The organism is Streptomyces nymphaeiformis (assembly GCF_014203895.1).
In the GTDB taxonomy this organism is placed as follows: Bacteria; Actinomycetota; Actinomycetes; order Streptomycetales; family Streptomycetaceae; genus Streptomyces; species Streptomyces nymphaeiformis.
In genome coordinates this window covers 660,244-677,177 of sequence record NZ_JACHJY010000002.1, presented here as the reverse complement: position 1 = coordinate 677,177, position 16,934 = coordinate 660,244, and the positions used below count along the sequence as shown (strand labels likewise).

Annotated in this window: 14 protein-coding genes; 8 read left to right on the top strand and 6 right to left on the bottom strand. The window is 70.5% G+C overall.

What is annotated here, in order from left to right:
• Window positions 1-163: 163 nt before the first annotated feature.
• Window positions 164-1,345 carry a DmpA family aminopeptidase gene (locus GGE06_RS08835; protein WP_184930459.1) on the bottom strand — a complete coding sequence of 394 codons (1,182 nt, stop codon included), beginning with the start codon at window positions 1,343-1,345 and terminating at the stop codon, window positions 164-166.
• A gap of 35 nt (window positions 1,346-1,380) precedes the next feature.
• Between GGE06_RS08835 and GGE06_RS08830 the strand changes: the two genes are divergently transcribed.
• From GGE06_RS08830 to GGE06_RS08810, 5 genes are all read left to right on the top strand, one after another.
• Window positions 1,381-1,608 carry a hypothetical protein gene (locus tag GGE06_RS08830; RefSeq protein WP_184930458.1) on the top strand — a complete coding sequence of 76 codons (228 nt, stop codon included), beginning with the start codon at window positions 1,381-1,383 and terminating at the stop codon, window positions 1,606-1,608.
• Window positions 1,609-1,639: 31 nt separating this feature from the next.
• Window positions 1,640-2,236, top strand: coding sequence for a TetR/AcrR family transcriptional regulator (locus GGE06_RS08825; protein WP_312883066.1), 597 nt, complete (start codon window positions 1,640-1,642; stop codon window positions 2,234-2,236).
• A gap of 573 nt (window positions 2,237-2,809) precedes the next feature.
• On the top strand, window positions 2,810-4,336 hold the full coding sequence (locus GGE06_RS08820) for an APC family permease (RefSeq protein WP_184930457.1): 1,527 nt from the start codon (window positions 2,810-2,812) through the stop codon (window positions 4,334-4,336).
• An 8-nt stretch (window positions 4,337-4,344) separates the two neighbouring features.
• Window positions 4,345-5,226, top strand: a complete 882-nt coding sequence (locus tag GGE06_RS08815; RefSeq protein ID WP_184930456.1) for a carbon-nitrogen hydrolase family protein — start codon at window positions 4,345-4,347, stop codon at window positions 5,224-5,226.
• Window positions 5,227-5,335: 109 nt separating this feature from the next.
• Entirely contained in the window at window positions 5,336-6,253 is a 918-nt protein-coding gene (locus GGE06_RS08810) for an ABC transporter substrate-binding protein (RefSeq protein WP_184930455.1), read from the top strand.
• On the opposite strand, the gene GGE06_RS08805 is transcribed toward GGE06_RS08810, so the two are convergent.
• The 5 genes from GGE06_RS08805 to GGE06_RS08785 all read right to left on the bottom strand — a co-directional run bounded on the left by GGE06_RS08805 (window position 6,187) and on the right by GGE06_RS08785 (window position 12,620).
• The gene (locus tag GGE06_RS08805; RefSeq protein ID WP_116157055.1) at window positions 6,187-7,170 is read right to left on the bottom strand and encodes an acetylxylan esterase; all 984 of its coding nucleotides are present in this window, start codon (window positions 7,168-7,170) and stop codon (window positions 6,187-6,189) included. The two genes, GGE06_RS08810 and GGE06_RS08805, sit on opposite strands and share 67 nt — an antisense overlap.
• A 278-nt stretch (window positions 7,171-7,448) precedes the next feature.
• Complete coding sequence (gene araA / locus GGE06_RS08800) at window positions 7,449-8,957, bottom strand: L-arabinose isomerase (RefSeq protein WP_184930454.1); 1,509 nt, start codon at window positions 8,955-8,957, stop codon at window positions 7,449-7,451.
• A gap of 11 nt (window positions 8,958-8,968) precedes the next feature.
• Window positions 8,969-9,631, bottom strand: a complete 663-nt coding sequence (locus GGE06_RS08795) for an L-ribulose-5-phosphate 4-epimerase (protein ID WP_312883065.1) — start codon at window positions 9,629-9,631, stop codon at window positions 8,969-8,971.
• 2 nt (window positions 9,632-9,633) lie between these two features.
• Complete coding sequence (locus tag GGE06_RS08790) at window positions 9,634-11,331, bottom strand: ribulokinase (RefSeq protein WP_184930453.1); 1,698 nt, start codon at window positions 11,329-11,331, stop codon at window positions 9,634-9,636.
• Between the two features lie 257 nt (window positions 11,332-11,588).
• The gene (locus GGE06_RS08785; RefSeq protein WP_312883064.1) at window positions 11,589-12,620 is read right to left on the bottom strand and encodes a LacI family DNA-binding transcriptional regulator; all 1,032 of its coding nucleotides are present in this window, start codon (window positions 12,618-12,620) and stop codon (window positions 11,589-11,591) included.
• 297 nt (window positions 12,621-12,917) lie between these two features.
• Between GGE06_RS08785 and chvE the strand changes: the two genes are divergently transcribed.
• From chvE to mmsB, 3 genes are all read left to right on the top strand, one after another.
• Window positions 12,918-14,012, top strand: coding sequence for a multiple monosaccharide ABC transporter substrate-binding protein (chvE, locus tag GGE06_RS08780; protein ID WP_116157059.1), 1,095 nt, complete (start codon window positions 12,918-12,920; stop codon window positions 14,010-14,012).
• A gap of 115 nt (window positions 14,013-14,127) precedes the next feature.
• Complete coding sequence (gene mmsA / locus GGE06_RS08775) at window positions 14,128-15,675, top strand: multiple monosaccharide ABC transporter ATP-binding protein (protein WP_116157060.1); 1,548 nt, start codon at window positions 14,128-14,130, stop codon at window positions 15,673-15,675.
• A gap of 3 nt (window positions 15,676-15,678) precedes the next feature.
• Window positions 15,679-16,914, top strand: a complete 1,236-nt coding sequence (gene mmsB, locus GGE06_RS08770) for a multiple monosaccharide ABC transporter permease (RefSeq protein ID WP_116157061.1) — start codon at window positions 15,679-15,681, stop codon at window positions 16,912-16,914.
• Window positions 16,915-16,934: the final 20 nt, after the last annotated feature.

Below are 16,934 nucleotides of genomic sequence, written 5' to 3'. Positions count from 1 at the left end.
TCCGCACCTGTCCTCTGCACAGCATCGCGACAGGCGGGTGACCACCGCCGAACAGCGGGGGGCGGGCGTCGTCCGCACCTCTCGGGCAGTCATCCAGCACCTCGCCTCCGAGGAGCAGGCCGCCGTCCGCTCACGCGGGCGGCGGCACGGCGCGTGGCGCGGATCAGGCGAGACCGAGCAGGGCGCGGACCCGGTCATGCGGGAGGGCCGGTGTGCGGTGTCCCCGGCGGCCGGTCATGGGCTCGTTGGCGACCAGGGCGTTGAGCACCGCTTCCTCGACGCACTGCACCGCCGCTTCGTAGAAGGGATCGATCCGGCCCCACGGGACGAAGCGGAGGTTGTCGTAGTCCTCCTCGGTCGGGTCCCCCTCGGGGAAGGTGCTGTTCAGGGCGCCGGCGTTGGCGGTGGAGAAGGCGAGGAAGATGTCGCCGGAGAAGTGGCCTCCGGGGGTTCCGGTGCGGCCGAGTCCGAGTGCGGCACGGCGGGCGAGGGCCTTGCACTGGCCGGGGAGGAGGGGCGCGTCGGTCCCGAGGACGACGATGACGGAACCCGCCCCGCCCGGCACGCGGCCGGGCGTACCTCCCAGGTCCCGCTGGAACCAGTCGTCGTCCTCCAGCGGGTTGTCATCGAGCAGGGAGCGGCCCACCGGCGCGCCGGCGATGACGAGTTCGCGCCGGTCGCCGAAGTTGGCCTGGGCGAGGGCGCCGATGGTCCATGTGTCCGGCCCGTACCCGACGGTGCGCGAGGAGGTTCCCGAACCGCCCTTGAAGCCGTAGCAGTTCATGCCGGTGCCGCCTCCGACCGATCCCTCCTCCAGTGGGCCCGAGGCGGCCGCGTCAATGGCGGCGATGGCGTGTTCGGGGTGGACGTGGCGGCCGTTGATGTCATTGAGGTAGCCGTCCCAGGTCTCGGCGACCACGGGGAGCATCCACTGCGCGGCGAGCCGCGGATGGTTCTCCGCGACCCACTGGTCCACGCCGGTGTGGACCGCGCCGACCGCGTGGGTGTTGGTGAGCGCGATCGGCAGGTTGAAGCCGCCGGACTCCTCGATCCAGGTCGTGCCGGTCATCTCGCCGTTGCCGTTGAGCGAGTACCAGCCGGCCGCACAGGGCGTACCGACGCCGTTCCGGCCCCTCGGCAGCAGGGCGGTGACACCGGTGCGAACGCCTTCGCCCTCGATCAGGGTGACGTGCCCGACCTCGACGCCCGGGACGTCCGTGATCGCGTTCCAGGGGCCGGGGGTGCCGTCGAGCGGGATGCCGAGGGCACGCGCCCGGGGACGGCCGGAGGGAGTGTGGTGGGCGGGGACGGCCTCGGTCGTGCTCAGGGGGGTGCTGAGGGTCATGATGATGGGCTCTCCGTATGAGTGGCGGGTGGTTCGTGGGTGTCGGCGAGACCGAAGGGGAAGGTTCGCTGCTCGGTGACGCGTACTTCCGCGGCTGTGCGTCGGCCTTCGCGGAAGAAGCGGAAGAGCCGGCGAAGGCAGGGCCCGGCGTGATGGTGGTGCTCCAGGAGGGCTACCAGATCATTAAAATGAAATTTAAGAAGCTTCCCTCAAGGCTGTCAACAGATGATGCCCTCTGTTTTAATGGGAGTCAGATGCAGTGAGGCATGGCTGTACGGCCGAGGAGGCACTGTCGTGGGGCGCGGCGCAGGCAAGGGCAAGGAAGCCCGCATGGCGGAACTGACCGAGGCGGTGGAGCGCGCGCTGTTCGTGCGCGGGCTGGAATCCCTCCGGCTTCGGGACGTCGCCGAGGAAGCGGGTGTCACCCCGGCCGCGCTGCTGTACTACGGGGATCTCGACACGCTGGTCCACGAGACCTACCAGCGGGCCATCGAGCGCTTCGCGCGTGAACGCGAGGAGGCCGTCGAGGCTCACCCGGACGCGCGGGACCGGCTGCGCGCCTGCATCGACAAGGGGGTGGCGACCGGACCGGACGACACTCTCACGCGGCTGCTGTTCGAGTACTGGCCCCGCTGCCTGCGCGACGTCAAGGCCGCCACGCTCGACAGCTCCCTGACCGAGCGCCAGATCGCGATCTACTACGGCATCCTGCTGCTCGGCCAGGCGCAGGGGCACTTCACCCTCCAGGGCCCGCCACTGCAGCTCGCCGCCACCTTCCTCGCCCTGGAAGACGGATTCCAGATGGAGGTCCTCGCGGGCCGCCGCTCCCGTGACCAGGTGATCGCCGCCGTGTACGCCTACGTCCGGGCGGTCACCGGCTGGACGCCCTGATACAGGCTCGGCACTGTCCCGTCCGTATGCCGATCCGGCAGGACGTACGCGCCGTAGGGACCGCGATGCGGATGACGCGGTCCTGGGCTCCCCGGGCCGGCGCGTGATCCCAGAGTCCGGAGTCGAGGTCGTTCAGGCTCCGGCTCCTGCGTGCCGGAGTACCTTCCGGACTTCCGGCCGTACGACGTCAAGGCGCTTCACGCGTACATCAGCAGCGTCCGGCGTGCCGTACGAGCCGAGGGGATCGGCATCGAAAGCGTGAGCGCCTACGGCGTCGAGCGCACCGGCACGCAAAAGGCCGCAGGCACCTGCCTCCACGTCGCACAGGCGGCGCGTCCATGCCTCGCGCCGCTCGTGCTCGCCGCGTGGCCGCGCTCGGCGTGCTCCCGGCGGGCCGCCTTGTCCTGCTCGCCTTCGCGGCATCCCGCCCCCGTGCTCGCGGTCCGGTCGAGCACAGCCATCCAGCGGCTCTCCATATTTGTGTTTAACAACGGACCCCCTTCCCTTGACGAGGGCGCAGCCACCTTCTTAAATCTGGTTTTAACAACGCGTCTCATGTGAGGAGCCTCCGTCGTGACGCTCAGCTCGAATGACTCCCCTGCCGGACCGAGAGCCGGTGCATCCCCCAGCCCCGTCGACAAGGGGCTGCGCAGCGGCAGCGTGGGCCTGCTCGGTGTCGTCGCCCTCGGGCTCTCCTCCACCGCTCCTGCCTGCTCCATCGCCGTCACGCTCGGCCTGGTCACCATGACCGTGGGGCACCTCGCTCCCGCCGCGCTGCTGATCGGATTCGTGCCGATCCTGCTGACGGCGTTCGCCTTCCGCGAGCTCAACCGGGACATGCCGGACTGCGGCACCACCTTCGTATGGAACACTCGCGCCTTCGGCCCATGGACCGGGTGGCTGGTCGGGAGCTGGGTGCCCACCATGGCCACCCTCTTCTCCATGACCGCGCTCGCCCAGGTCGGCGCCACCTACCTGCTCTCCGTCCTCGGCCTCGACGGCCTGGCCGACAGCGATGCCGCCGTGACCGTCACGGCTCTGCTCCTGCTCGCCGGCGCGACCGTACTGGCCCGCCGGGGACTGCAGATCGCCACCGGCATCCAGTACGCGCTGCTCGGACTGCAGCTCGTGGCGCTGTTCGGGCTCGGCCTCGCGGCCTTCACCCGGCCCGGCGCCGCCACGCCTTCGCTGTCCTGGCTCAACCCCTTCGCCTTCGACGGCGCAGGTCCGTTCGCCGAGGCGGTGCTGCTGTGCCTCTTCATCTACTGGGGCTGGGACGCGCTGATCACCGTGAACGAGGAGAGCAGTGACGCCGACCGTGTCCCCGGTCGCGCCGTGCTGATCTCCACCTTCGTCCTCCTCGTCACCTACCTGTTCACCTCCTTCGCCGCGGTCGGGTATGCCGGAACCGGCACCACCGGCATCGGCCTCGGCAACCCCGACAACGCCACGGACTTCCTGGCGGCCCTCGCCCCGCCGCTCCTCGGGAACGCCCTGGCGGCCCTCGTCCAGCTCGCCGTCTGCGTCAGTGCCCTGTCCGCGATGCTCACCTCTCTGGTCGGCAGCGGCCGAGGCCTGCTGTCGATGACCACCCACGGGGCCTTGCCGAAGATGTTCGCCCGCATCCACCCCCGCTTTCGGACGCCTGCCGTCGGTACCGTCTTCTTCGGTGCCGCCACCGCCGTGACCCTGGTGGTTCTCAAGCTCGCCTCGCCGCGCTTCCTCGGCGACGCCATCCTCTGCATCGGTCTCCTGATCGCCTGCTACTACGGAGCCACCGCCTTCGCCTGCGTCTGGCACTTCCGCCATCGCCTCCGCGACTCCGTGCGCGACCTGCTGCTCAAGGGCGTGCTGCCGGCACTCGGCGGACTGATGATGCTCGCCGCGCTCGCCCGCAGCGTCTACGACACGATCGCCCCCGACTACGGCAGTACCTCCTTCCTCGGCATCGGCGGCGTCTTCCTCCTCGGCATCGGCGCCGTGGCCCTCGGGGTCCCCGTCGTCCTGCTGGTCCGCGCCCACTTCCCCCGCTTCTTCCGCCAGGGCAAGGCCTCCGTCGCCCCGCCGACCACCACCGAATTCGCCCGGAACGAAAGCTGATCCCGCCGATGCGTACCCTGGCCATCGCCGCCGTCCAGACCGCCCCCGTCCCGTACGACCCGGAAGCCACCTGGTCCCGGTTCGCCCACCAGGTCCGGACCGTCCGCGAGCTCTTCCCCCACGTCCAACTCGTCGTCGTGCCGGAGCTGTTCCTCGCCGCCGAGGGACCACTGCTCGCCGAACGCCCCGAGAACTGGATGGAGGAGGCCGCCGTCACCATTCCCGGACCGCTCACCGACCGCCTCGCCGGCCTGGCGATGGAGACCGGGCTGTGGCTCGTGCCCGGCACCGTGTTCGAGCGCACGACGGACGGCACGATCCACAACACCGCGCTCGCGATCTCACCCGAGGGTGACATCGCCGCCGACTACCGGAAGGTCTTCCCCTGGCAGCCGTACGAACAGGCCACTCCGGGGAACCGCTTCACCGTCTTCGACATCCCCCAGGCAGGCCGAGTGGGCCTGGCCATCTGTTACGACGGCTCCTTCCCCGAGACCATGCGCCAGCTGGCCTGGCTCGGCGCGGAGATCGTCATCCAGCCCACCCTGACCACCACGCGCGACCGGGAGATGGAACTGGTCTGCGCCCGCGCCAACGCCTGGAGCAATCAGCTCTACGTCGTCAACGTCAACGCCTCCGACCCGGCCGGCGTCGGCGCCAGCCTGATCGTCGACCCGGAAGGCTCCGTCCGTCAGCAGGCCGGAACGGGTGCGGAGGTACTCGTCGACGTCCTCGACCTCGACGCCGTGACCCGCGTCCGCCAGTACGGCTCCGCGGGCATCAACCGCCCCTGGAGCCAGCTCGCCCGCTACGGATCGAGCATCGAACTCCCCATGTACGGCGGAACGTTCCGCACGCCCGACTGGCTCAAGGAGACCGCCGGGCACTGAGCCGGGAACCCACCCGGACCGGTCCCCCGGGAGGGTTCCCCCACCGGTGCTGCCTGCCCCTCCTCTCTGCCCTGGGCGGCAGGCAGCACCGGGTCCTTCCGGTCGGCCCATGGAACGGCACGTACAGGCCGGACTCCTCACCGGCACCACCCGTGCCGTGGTGGCGGTCGGGCTCGCCCTGGCAACCGCAGCCGCCTGTTCCGGCGGTCGTCCCGGCACCAACGGCGCCGCCGGGAAGGACGTCAAGCTGACGATCGACACGCCCGCCGCCAAGGGCGAGCTCGACACGGTGCGATGGAACCTGGGTACGGAGCCGAGCTCACTGGACTGGATCTACACCTACGACTGTCCGCCGAACACCGTCATCGCCAACGTCTGCGAGAGCCCGCTGCGCCTCGGCCCGGACTTCTCCGTCAAGCCCGGCCTCACCGAGAAGATCGACCGCCCCGACCCGAAGACCTGGGTCTACACGATCCGGCAGGGGGTGAAGTTCCACGACGGCTCCACGGTGACGGCGGAGGACGTCGCGTACAGCCTGAACCGGCACCTCGACCCCGACCTCGGTTCCTACTGGGCGAACGTCTACGCCAACGTCGACTCGGTCGAGGTGTCCGGCGCCCACCAGGTGACGGTCAGACTGACCAAACCCGATGTCCTGTTCAACCAGTTGCTCGCGACCCCACCCGGTGTCGTCGCGAGCAAGGCGTACGACGCCCTGCCCTCGGTGGACCAGGACCTCACGCAGGCGAAGAAGCTGGTCCAGGAGGCCGGCGCCCCGTCCCGTCCGATCGTGATCGCGTGCAGCAGCGCGGACCCCGTCAACGGTGGTAGTGGTCGGTGGCGGTCGCGCCGAAGCGGAAGCCGGTGGGCAGTTCCGGGAAGGGTGGGGTGCTCGTGCGGTGTGCCTCACTGGTGGCTCGGGGCCGGTGCGTGGTTCGGCCCGCTCGGAGGGCACGGCGGTCACCGTTCCGGCGCCAGCCCGCGGTCGAGCAGCCAGGACAGCTGGGTGGGCGGGTTCGCGCCGTAGCCGCCTCCGTGGTCGGCGAAGGGCCAGACGGTCATGGTGCGGTCCTCGCCCGCGTAGCTGTTGAAGGCGGCGTAGACCGTCCGGGGCGGGCAGACCGGGTCCATCAGGCCGACGCTGAACAGGGCCGGCGCGGTGGCCCGCCGGGCGAAGTTGACGCCGTCGAAGTAGTCGAGGGTGGCGAAGGTCTGCCGCACGCGGTGCTGGCTGTGCCGGCGCAGGTACGTGACGATCTCCAGATACGGGCCCTCTTCAGCGATCTGCGTGGCCTCGCGGAAGTGGCAGAGGAACGGGACGTCCGGCATCACGGCGGCGACGCGGTCCCCGCTGAGCCCGGCGACGGCGAGGGCCAGGCCGCCGCCCTGGCTGCCTCCGGTCACCACGATGCGGTTGCCGTCGAGTCCGGGCAGTTCCGCGACGGCGTCCACGGCGCGCACGCAGTCGGTGATCAGCCGCCGGTAGTAGTGGTTCTCGGGGGAGTCGATGCCCTTGGTCATGAAGCCCTCGACCCACTGGGTGCCGTCGCCCATGCCGTGGTCCGGGGTGTCCCGGCCCTGGCCCCGGCTGTCGACGACGAGTTGGGCGTATCCGGCGGCGGACCAGAGCAGCTGGTCGGTGGGCAGCCCGCGGCCGCCGGAGTAGCCGATGCAGGTCACGACCACCGGCAGCGGCCCGTCCACGCCACGCGGGCGCAGCAGCCAGGCGGCCACGGGTTCGCCGTTCCAGCCGGGGAACCGTACGTCGTCGACGTCGACGGTGCGCAGACCGTACTGCGCGGTGACGCGTTCGGCCTTGACCGCGCCGCTGTGTGAGCGGGCCTCGTCGAGGGTTCTCCGCCAGAACTCGTCGAAGTCCCGCGGGTCGGTCGACTCAGGGTGGTAGCCGATGAGTTCGTCGAGCCCCAAATCGGTGAACGGCATGAGGGATTCCTCCGGCTGTGGCGAGGGCGAGGGGTCATGAGGCGAATGAGCGGTGACTTGGGGCCCGCCTCCGGGCCGCCGTGCGGGGCAGGGCCGGTGGGCCGGTGGGCCGGGTCGCCGGCCGGTACGTCGCGTCGTCGAGGGGGCGGTCCACCGCCGGCCATCCGGCCGGCGCAGCGGTCGACGGTCGCGCCGAGCAGGCCCTCGACGTTGCCGCTGTCCAGGAGCACGTCAGCCCGGCGCCCGGCCCGGTCCGGCGTCTTCGGGGCCGGCGGGGATCAGAAGCCCTGGGCCAGCCGGTGGTAGGCCTGGTTCCAGCGCAGTTCCTTGGTGAAGCGGCGCATCGTGGTGTCGTCGTCGATCACCAGGAGTTCGACGCCGAGCATCTCGGCGAGATCGTCGAGCTCGTCGGTGCCGACCGCTCCGGAGAGCACGGTGTGGTGCGGCCCACCGGCGGTCAGCCAGGCCTCGGCGGAGGTGGACAGGTCCGGGCGCGGCTTCCAGACGGCACGGGCGACGGGCAGCTTGGGCAGCGGCTCCGGTGACGCGACCACGTCGACCTCGTTGGCGACCAGCCGGAACCGGTCGCCCAGGTCCGCGAGGCCGACCACCACGGCCGGACCGGGCTCCGCGTCGAAGACCAGGCGGACCGGGTCCTCGCGGCCGCCGATGCCGAGCGGGTGGATCTCGCACGAGGGGGTGCCGGAAGCGATGCTCGGGCAGACCTCCAGCATGTGCGCGCCGAGGATCAGCTCCCTGCCGAACTCCAGGTGGTAGGTGTAGTCCTCCATGAAGGAGGTGCCGCCGGGCAGTCCGCCGGCGGTCACCTTGAGGGTGCGCAGCAGGGTCGCGGTCTTCCAGTCCCCCTCACCGCCGAAGCCGTATCCGTCGGCCATCAGCCGCTGCACCGCCAGGCCGGGCAGCTGGCGCAGACCGCCGAGGTCCTCGAAGTTGGTGGTGAAGGCCTTGAAGCCGCCCTGTTCCAGGAAGCCGCGCAGGCCGAGCTCGATGCGCGCGGCGTAGCGCAGCGACTCGTGGCGCTCCCCGCCGGCGCGCAGTTCGGGTGCGAGGCGGTAGACGTCCTCGTACTCCTTGGCCAGCGCGGTGACCTCGGCGTCGTCCGTCGCGTCCACGACGGTGACCAGGTCGTTGACGCCGTAGGTGTTGACGGAGACCCCGAAGCGCAGCTGGGCCTCGACCTTGTCGCCCTCGGTGACGGCCACGTCGCGCATGTTGTCGCCGAAGCGGGCGAGCTTGAGGCCGCGCAGTTCGGCGCGGCCGCCCGCGGCACGGGCCCAGGTGGCGACCCTGGCGGCCACGTCCGGATCGCTGACGTGTCCGGCGACGGTCTTGCGGGCGACGCCGAGGCGGGACTGGATGTAGCCGAACTCGCGGTCGCCGTGGGCGGCCTGGTTCAGGTTCATGAAGTCCATGTCGATGCTGTGCCAGGGCAGTTCGACGTTCGCCTGGGTGTGCAGGTGGAGCAGCGGCTTGCGCAGGGCGTCCAGTCCGGCGATCCACATCTTGGCCGGCGAGAAGGTGTGCATCCAGGCGATCAGGCCGATGCAGCCGTCCGTGGAGTTGGCCTCCAGACAGACCCGGCGGATCGCGTCGGCGTCGGTGAGGACGGGCTTCCAGACGATCTCGACCGGAACGGCGGGGTCCCGGTCCAGGGTTTCGGCGATGCGCTGGGACTGCTCGGCGACCTGGCGCAGCGTGTCCTCGCCGTAGAGCCCTTGGCTGCCGGTCAGGAACCAGACCTGGCGGCCTTCGAGTGGCTTGGTCATGGGGTGGCTCCTCACCGGGCCTGGGGCTGGCCGTAGACGTTCTGGTACCGGAAGTTGAGGCTGTCGATGTCCGCCTGGGCGATCGGCAGGGGCTCGCCGAGCTGGCGGGAGAGGTGGACGGTGCGGGCGACGTCCTCGCACATCACGGCGGCCTTGACCGCTGCCTTGGCGTCCTTGCCGATGGTGAAGACGCCGTGGTTCTGCATCAGGACGGCGGGCGAGCGGTGACCCTTGAGGGTGTCCACGATGCCCCGGCCGATCGAGTCGTCGCCGATCAGGGCGAAGGGGCCGACGGGGATCTCGGCGCCGAACTCGTCGGCCATCGCGGTGAGGACGCAGGGAACGGCCTCGCCTCGGGCCGCCCAGGCGCAGGCGTAGGTGGAGTGGGTGTGCACCACTCCGCCGACCTCGGGCAGGTGGCGGTAGACGTAGGCGTGCGCGGCGGTGTCGGAGGAGGGCGCGTGCTCGCCTTCGACGACGTTGCCGTCCAGGTCGCAGACGATCATGTCGCCGGGCGTCAGCTCGTCGTAGGAGACGCCGCTGGGCTTGATGACCAGCAGGTCCTCTCCGGGAACGCGGGCGGAGACGTTGCCCGCCGTCCACACGACGAGGCCGTAGCGGACGAGTTCCTGGTGGAGGTCGCTGACCTGGTGGCGGATGGCGTCGATGGTCACGTTCACAATGCCTCGCTCGGGGTGGTGAGGGCGACGTTCCGGATGTCACGCAGGCGGTGCAGGAGCTTGTCGGCGCCCAGGCCGAAGGAGTCGTGCAGGGCGCGGTACTCGGCGAAGAGCAGGTCGTACGCGTCGGCGGCGGCCCGGTGCGGCTGGTAGGCGCCCCGGTGCACCCGGCCCATGGCGGCGGCCGCGGCCCGGACGTCCGGGTGGGCTCCGGCGGCGACGGCGGCGTGGATCGCCGAGCCGAGCGCCGGGCCCTGCTCCGACGCGGCGACCGAGACCGGGCGGCGCAGCACGTCGGCGTAGATCTGCATGAGCAGGGGGTTCTTCTTCAGTCCGCCGGTGACGATGAACTCGGTGACGGGGACGCCGCCCTGCTCCAGGGTCTCGACGATGACGCGGGTGCCGAAGGCGGTGGCCTCGAGGAGTGCGCGGTAGATCTCCTCGGGGCGGGTGGCGAGGGTCAGGCCGGCGATCACGCCGGAGAGGTGGTGGTCGACCAGGGTGGAGCGGTTGCCGTTCATCCAGTCGAGCGCCACCAGGCCGTGCGCGCCGACGGGTTGGGCAGCGGCCTTGCGGGTGAGCAGTTCGTGCGGGTCTTCGCCGGTCTCCTCGGCCTCGGCCAGGTAGTCGGCCGGCAGGCCCTGGCGCAGCCACCAGGCGAAGATGTCCCCGACGGCGCTCTGGCCGGCCTCGTAGCCGTAGGAGCCGGCGACGATGCCGTCCTCGACCACGCCGCAGATGCCGGGGACGTCGGCGAGCGTGGCGCCGTTGACGACGTGGCAGGTGGACGTGCCCATGATGGCGAGGAGTTGGCCGTTGTCGACGGCGCGGGCGGCCGGTGCGGCGACGTGCGCGTCGACGTTGCCGGCGGCGACCGCGATGCCCTCGGGCAGGCCGGTCCACTCGGCGGCCTGCGCGGTGAGCGAGCCGACCCGGGAGCCGAGCGGGGAGAGCGGGTGTTCAAGGCGGGTGCGGGCGAAGTCGGCGAAGTCCGGGTGGAGCGCGGCGAGGTAGTCCTCGCTCGGGTAACTCCCGTCCTGGTGGATGCCCTTGTACCCGGCGGCGCAGGCGTTGCGGCTCTCGGCGCCGGTGAGCTGCCAGACGATCCAGTCGGCGGCCTCGATCCAGCGGGCGGTCGCGGCGTAGACGGCCGGGTCCTCTTCCAGGACCTGGAGGGCCTTGGCGTACTGCCACTCGGCGGAGATCCTGCCGCCGTAGCGGGAGATCCACTTCTCGCCCCGGGCGTGGGCCAGCGCGTTGATCCGGTCCGCCTGCCCCTGGGCGGCGTGGTGCTTCCAGAGCTTGGGCCAGGCGTGCGGGCGTTCGGCCCACTGCGGCAGTTCGGCGAGCGGGGTGCCGTCGGCCAGGGTCGGCAGGACGGTGCAGGCGGTGAAGTCGGTGGCGATCCCGATGACGTGGGCGGGGTCGATGCCGGCCACCGCGAGCGCGGCCGGGACGGTGGTGCGCAGCACGTCCCGCCAGTCGGCGGGGTGCTGCAGCGCCCAGTCGGGCGGCAGCGGCCGACCGGTGCCGGGCAGCTCGCGCTCGATGACGGCGTGCGGGTACTCGTGGACGGCGGCTGCGACTTCCTCGCCGTCCCGTACGCGGACCACCACGGCGCGGCCGGAGAGGGTGCCGAAGTCGATGCCGACGACGTACCGGTCGGTGTCGTGGGCGGCGGGGGTCACGGTCACTTCCTCATCCTTCGTACGGGAGGTATGCGTTGTCGCCTGTCGCCGGCGCCGTCGTGGGCTCCCTCCGGAGGGGGCGGGACGAGGGGCCGCCGGGAGACGGAAGCGGGGATGCCGGCCTGGCAGGCAGCTCGGGGAGAGCGCTTCTGTTAACGCTCACAGGCGATTGTGAGCGCTCACAATCACTGCGTCAAGGGACGTCCGCAGCCGGATGCCGCCCACGAACCAAATGAACCCGATGTTTCGAACCGGCTACCGGTTCAACGTCGGTTGGCGGGGGCGACGCTGCGGCGCAGCACCATCTCCGGGGAGATCTGCGCATGAGCCCGGGAGGTCGACCCGCCTTCCAGCTCCTCGACCAGCAGTTCCAGGGCGCGGCGGCCGAGTTCGCCGAAGTCCTGGCGCACGGTGGTCAGCGGCGGGATGAAGTACGCGGCCTCCGGAATGTCGTCGAAGCCCACCACGCTGATCTCGTCCGGGACGGACCGGCCGGCCTCGTGCAGGGCGCGCAGCAGGCCGAGGGCCATGTGGTCGTTGGCGCAGAAGACGGCGGTGACATCGGGAAGTTCGGCGATCCGCAGGCCCGCCTGATAGCCCGAGCGGGCGCTCCAGTCCCCGCGCTCCACCTCCGGCACCGGTGCTCCGGCCGCCTGCAGGGCGAGGCGCCAGCCCTCCTCGCGATCCTGGCTCTCCAGCCAGTTGGCCGGGCCCGCCACGTGGTGCACGGTACGGTGCCCCAGGTCGAGCAGGTGCCCCGTGGCCACTCCGGCACCGTAGCGGTTGCCCACCGACACCATGGGCACCTGGGTCTGGTTGCCGGAGCCGACCGCGACGAGCGGAACGGAGCTGGAGAGCCGGGCCACCGCGCTGACCGTGGAGGTCTGCGGCGCGATCACGACGACGCCCTCCACCCCCTGGTCCCGCAGCCGGTCGACGGCCTCCTGGACCGACCGGCCGTCCAGGGAGCGCAGACTGGTCACGCTCACGAAGTACCCGGCGCTGCGCGCCGCCCGCTCGATGCCCTCCAGCATCGAGGCCGGTCCGTAGAGCGTCGAGTCGAAGCTCACCACGCCGAGCGTCTGGGAGCGGCGGGTCACCAGGGCGCGGGCCGCGGAGTTGGGCCGGTAGTCCAGCTCCCGGATGGCGGCCAGCACCCGTTCGCGGGTGTCCGGCCGCACGTGCGGGGCGCCGTTGAGCACGCGGGACACCGTCTGGTGGGACACTCCCGCCAGTTTCGCCACGTCCGCCATCACGGGCTGGCGCTGTTCCGTCCCGGCATTCTCGGTTCCCACGCGTGATCCCTCCTCGGCCGTGGACCACAGTACGCGACCAGGTCCAGGCCAATCCGTCACCCTCGGCTCGACGGTGCCCCCTCTTCTTACCAGCCGCCGAGGGGCCGTCGTCAGTGGTCCCCAGACCCTTGACGGAGCTCTTGTGAGCGTTAACACTTCTCCACGCCAGGCCAGAGCCACCACAGCCCCCGGTGCCCTGCAGCCCGAGGGAACGCTCCCGGCCGGCCCCGCCCGACCGCTCCCAGTCGCCCAGTCAGGGTCGCTCTGCGCCGGTCGCGGAACACCACTGGAGGAACTGTGCGAAAGATTTCGGCGGGCCTCGTCGCCGCGGGCCTGGTGCTCTCGTTGGCGGCCTGCGGCCAGAGCGCCAACGGCGTCGGCGACGGCGCGGCCAAGGCGGACGCCAAGGGCGGCCTGGTCGGCATCGCGATGCCGACCAAGTCCTCGGAACGCTGGATCAACGACGGCACCAACATGGTCAAGGAGTTCCAGGCCAAGGGCTACACGACCGACCTGCAGTACGGCGACAACGTGGTCGAGAACCAGGTCTCCCAGGTGGAGAACATGATCACCAAGGGCGCCAAGCTGCTGGTGATCGCCGCCATCGACGGCTCCTCCCTGACCAACGTGCTGCAGAAGGCCGCCGACGCCCACATCCCGGTGATCTCCTACGACCGGCTGATCCGCGGCACGGCGAACGTCGACTACTACGCGACCTTCGACAACTACAAGGTCGGTGTCCTCCAGGGCGGTTACATCGCCGACAAGCTCGGCCTCAAGGACGGCAAGGGCCCGTTCAACATCGAGCTGTTCGCCGGCTCGCCGGACGACAACAACGCCGGGTTCTTCTTCAAGGGCGCGATGAGCGTCCTCAAGCCGTACATCGACAAGAAGAAGCTGGTCGTGCGGAGCGGCCAGACCGACTTCAACCAGGTCGCCACGCTGCGCTGGGACGGCGGGCTCGCCCAGTCCCGGATGGACAACCTGCTGAGCAAGTCGTACACCAACGCCCACGTCGACGCCGTGCTCTCGCCCTACGACGGCATCTCGATCGGCATCCTCTCCTCCCTGAAGGGCGTCGGCTACGGCACCGCCAAGTCGCTGCCGATCGTCACCGGCCAGGACGCCGAGCTGGCCTCGGTGAAGTCGATCATCGCGGGCGAGCAGACCCAGACCGTCTACAAGGACACCCGCCAACTGGCCAAGGTCGCCGTCCAGATGGGCGACGCGGTGCTGACCGGCGGCAAGCCCGAGGTCAACGACACCAGCCAGTACGCCAACGGCGTCAAGACCGTCCCGGCGCAGCTGCTGCAGCCGGTCAGCGTCGACAAGGACAACTACCGGAAGGTCCTGGTCGACAGCGGCCAGTACACCGCGGACCAGCTCAAGTAGCCCGCGGGGCCCGGTTCGCCGGGCTCCATGCCGAACCGGCGGTGCGGAATCCGGGAGACCTCGGCCCCCGAGGGCTCCCCCACCGCACCGCCCCGAACGATACGGACGCACAACCATGGCTGGACCCGTTCTCGAAATGCGGTCGATCAGCAAATCGTTCCCCGGCGTCAAGGCGCTCTCCGAGGTCAACCTGAGCGTCGCCGCCGGCGAGGTGCACGCCATCTGCGGCGAGAACGGCGCCGGCAAGTCCACCCTGATGAAGGTGCTCAGCGGCGTGTACCCGCACGGCGGCTACGAGGGCGAGATCCTCTTCGAGGGCGAGCCCTGCCGGTTCAAGGACATCCGGGCCAGCGAGCAGCGCGGCATCGTCATCATCCACCAGGAACTGGCGCTGGTGCCGTATCTGTCCATCGCCGAGAACGTCTTCCTCGGCAACGAGCACGCCTCCCGGGGCGTCATCAGCTGGCACCGGACGCTCACGCACGCCGCCGAACTGCTCCGCCAGGTCGGCCTCGACGAGAGCCCGCACACCAGGATCGCCGACCTCGGCGTGGGCAAGCAGCAGCTGGTCGAGATCGCCAAGGCGCTCGCCAAGAAGGTCAAGCTGCTCATCCTGGACGAGCCGACGGCCGCGCTGAACGACGAGGACAGTCGCAAGCTGCTCGACCTCATCCTGGAACTCAAGGCGCAGGGCATCTCCTGCATCATCATCTCGCACAAGCTGAACGAGATCGCCCGGGTCGCCGACGCCGTGACCATCCTGCGCGACGGGCGGACCATCGAGACCATCGAGATCGGCCCCGGGGGCATCTCCGAGGAGCGGATCATCCGCGGCATGGTCGGCCGCGACCTGGAGCACCGCTACCCCGAACGCGCCCCCGACATCGGCGAGATCGCCTTCGAGGTCGAGGACTGGAGCGTCCGGCATCCGATCGACCAGCAGCGCACGGTGGTGGACGGCGCCTCGCTGAACGTGCGGCGCGGCGAGATCGTCGGCATCGCCGGGCTGATGGGCGCCGGCCGCACCGAGCTGGCCATGAGCGTCTTCGGCCGCTCGTACGGGCGGTGGGCCGCCGGGCGGGTGCGGCTGCACGGCCGGGAGATCCGTACCCGGACGGTCCCCGAGGCGATCGGGCACGGCATCGCGTACGTCACGGAGGACCGCAAGCAGCTCGGCCTGAACCTCATCGACGACATCAGCCGGAACATCTCGCTGAGCGCGCTCGGCAAGGTCGCCCGGTACGGCAGGGTCGACCGGCACGAGGAGACCCGGGTCGCCGAGTCCTTCCGGCGCACCATGAACATCAAGGCCCCCTCCGTGTTCGCGGAGACCGGCAAGCTCAGCGGCGGCAATCAGCAGAAGGTCGTCCTCAGCAAGTGGATCTTCGCCGAGCCCGAGGTGCTGATCCTCGACGAGCCCACCCGCGGGATCGACATCGGCGCCAAGGCGGAGATCTACACCGTCATCGCCCAGCTCGCCGCCCAGGGCAAGGCGGTGCTCGTCATCTCGTCCGAACTCCCCGAACTCCTGGGCCTGTGCGACCGGATCTACACCATGGCCGAAGGCCGGATCACCGGCGAGGTGGCCCGTGCCGACGCCACCCAGGAATCCCTCATGCGGCTCATGACCATGAGCGCCGCATCCAGCAACGAGCAGGTGTGAGGCATGGCCCAGACCGAGATCATCCAGGATTCGTCCCCGAAGGCACGGCAGGACGGCCCGAGCGCCTCCGCCGGCTCCGTCCTGGCCCGCGCGCTGCGCGGCAACGTGCGCCAGTACGGCATGCTGGTCGCGCTCGCGCTGATCGTGCTGCTGTTCCAGATCTGGACGGACGGCATCCTGCTCCAGCCGCTGAACATCACCAACCTGATCCAGCAGAACGGCTACATCCTCATCCTGGCGATCGGGATGATGATCGTCATCATCGCCGGGCACATCGACCTCTCGGTCGGCTCCCTGGCCGCCTTCGTCGGAGCCGCCGCCGCGGTGATGATGGTCGAGCACCACGTGTCGTGGCCCGTGGCGATGCTGGCCGCGCTGGTGATCGGCGCGCTGGCCGGGGCCTGGCAGGGCTTCTGGATCGCCTACCTGGGGATCCCGTCGTTCATCGTCACCCTGGCGGGCATGCTGCTGTTCCGCGGCGGCACCCAGATCCTGCTCCAGGGCCAGTCGGTGGCGCCGTTCCCCAAGGGCTTCCAGAACATCAGCAGCGGGTTCCTCCCCGAGGTCGGCCCGCACACCAACTACCACAACCTCACCCTGCTGCTCGGCCTCGCGGTGCTGGCCGTCGCGATCCTCCAGGAGCTGCGCGGACGGCGCCAGACCGCCTCGTACGGGCTTGAGGTGCTCCCGCTCGGGCTGTTCCTCGTCAAGCTCGCCGTGATCACCGCGGCCGTGGCCGTCTTCACCCTGCTGCTGGCCAGCTACCACGGCGTGCCGATCGTGCTGCTGATCCTGGGCGCGCTCCTTGTCGGCTTCGGCTACCTGATGCGCAACTCCGTCATCGGACGGCACACCTACGCCATCGGCGGCAACGAGGCGGCGGCGAAGCTGTCCGGGGTGAAGAGCAAGCGGGTCGTCTTCCTCGCCTTCACCACCATGGGCGTCCTCGCGGCCCTCGCCGGCCTGGTCTTCGCCGCGCGCCTGAACGCCGGCACCCCGCAGGCCGGCATCAACTTCGAACTGGAGGCCATCGCCGCCGCGTTCATCGGCGGCGCCTCCGCCAGCGGCGGCGTGGGCACCGTCCTCGGCGCGATCATCGGCGGCCTGGTGCTCGGCGTGCTCAACAACGGCATGTCCCTGGTCGGCGTCGGCACCGACTACCAGCAGGTGATCAAGGGCCTGGTCCTGCTCGCGGCCGTCGGCTTCGACGTCTACAACAAGCGACGCGCCGGTTCCTGACCGCTCCCCGGACCGACGCG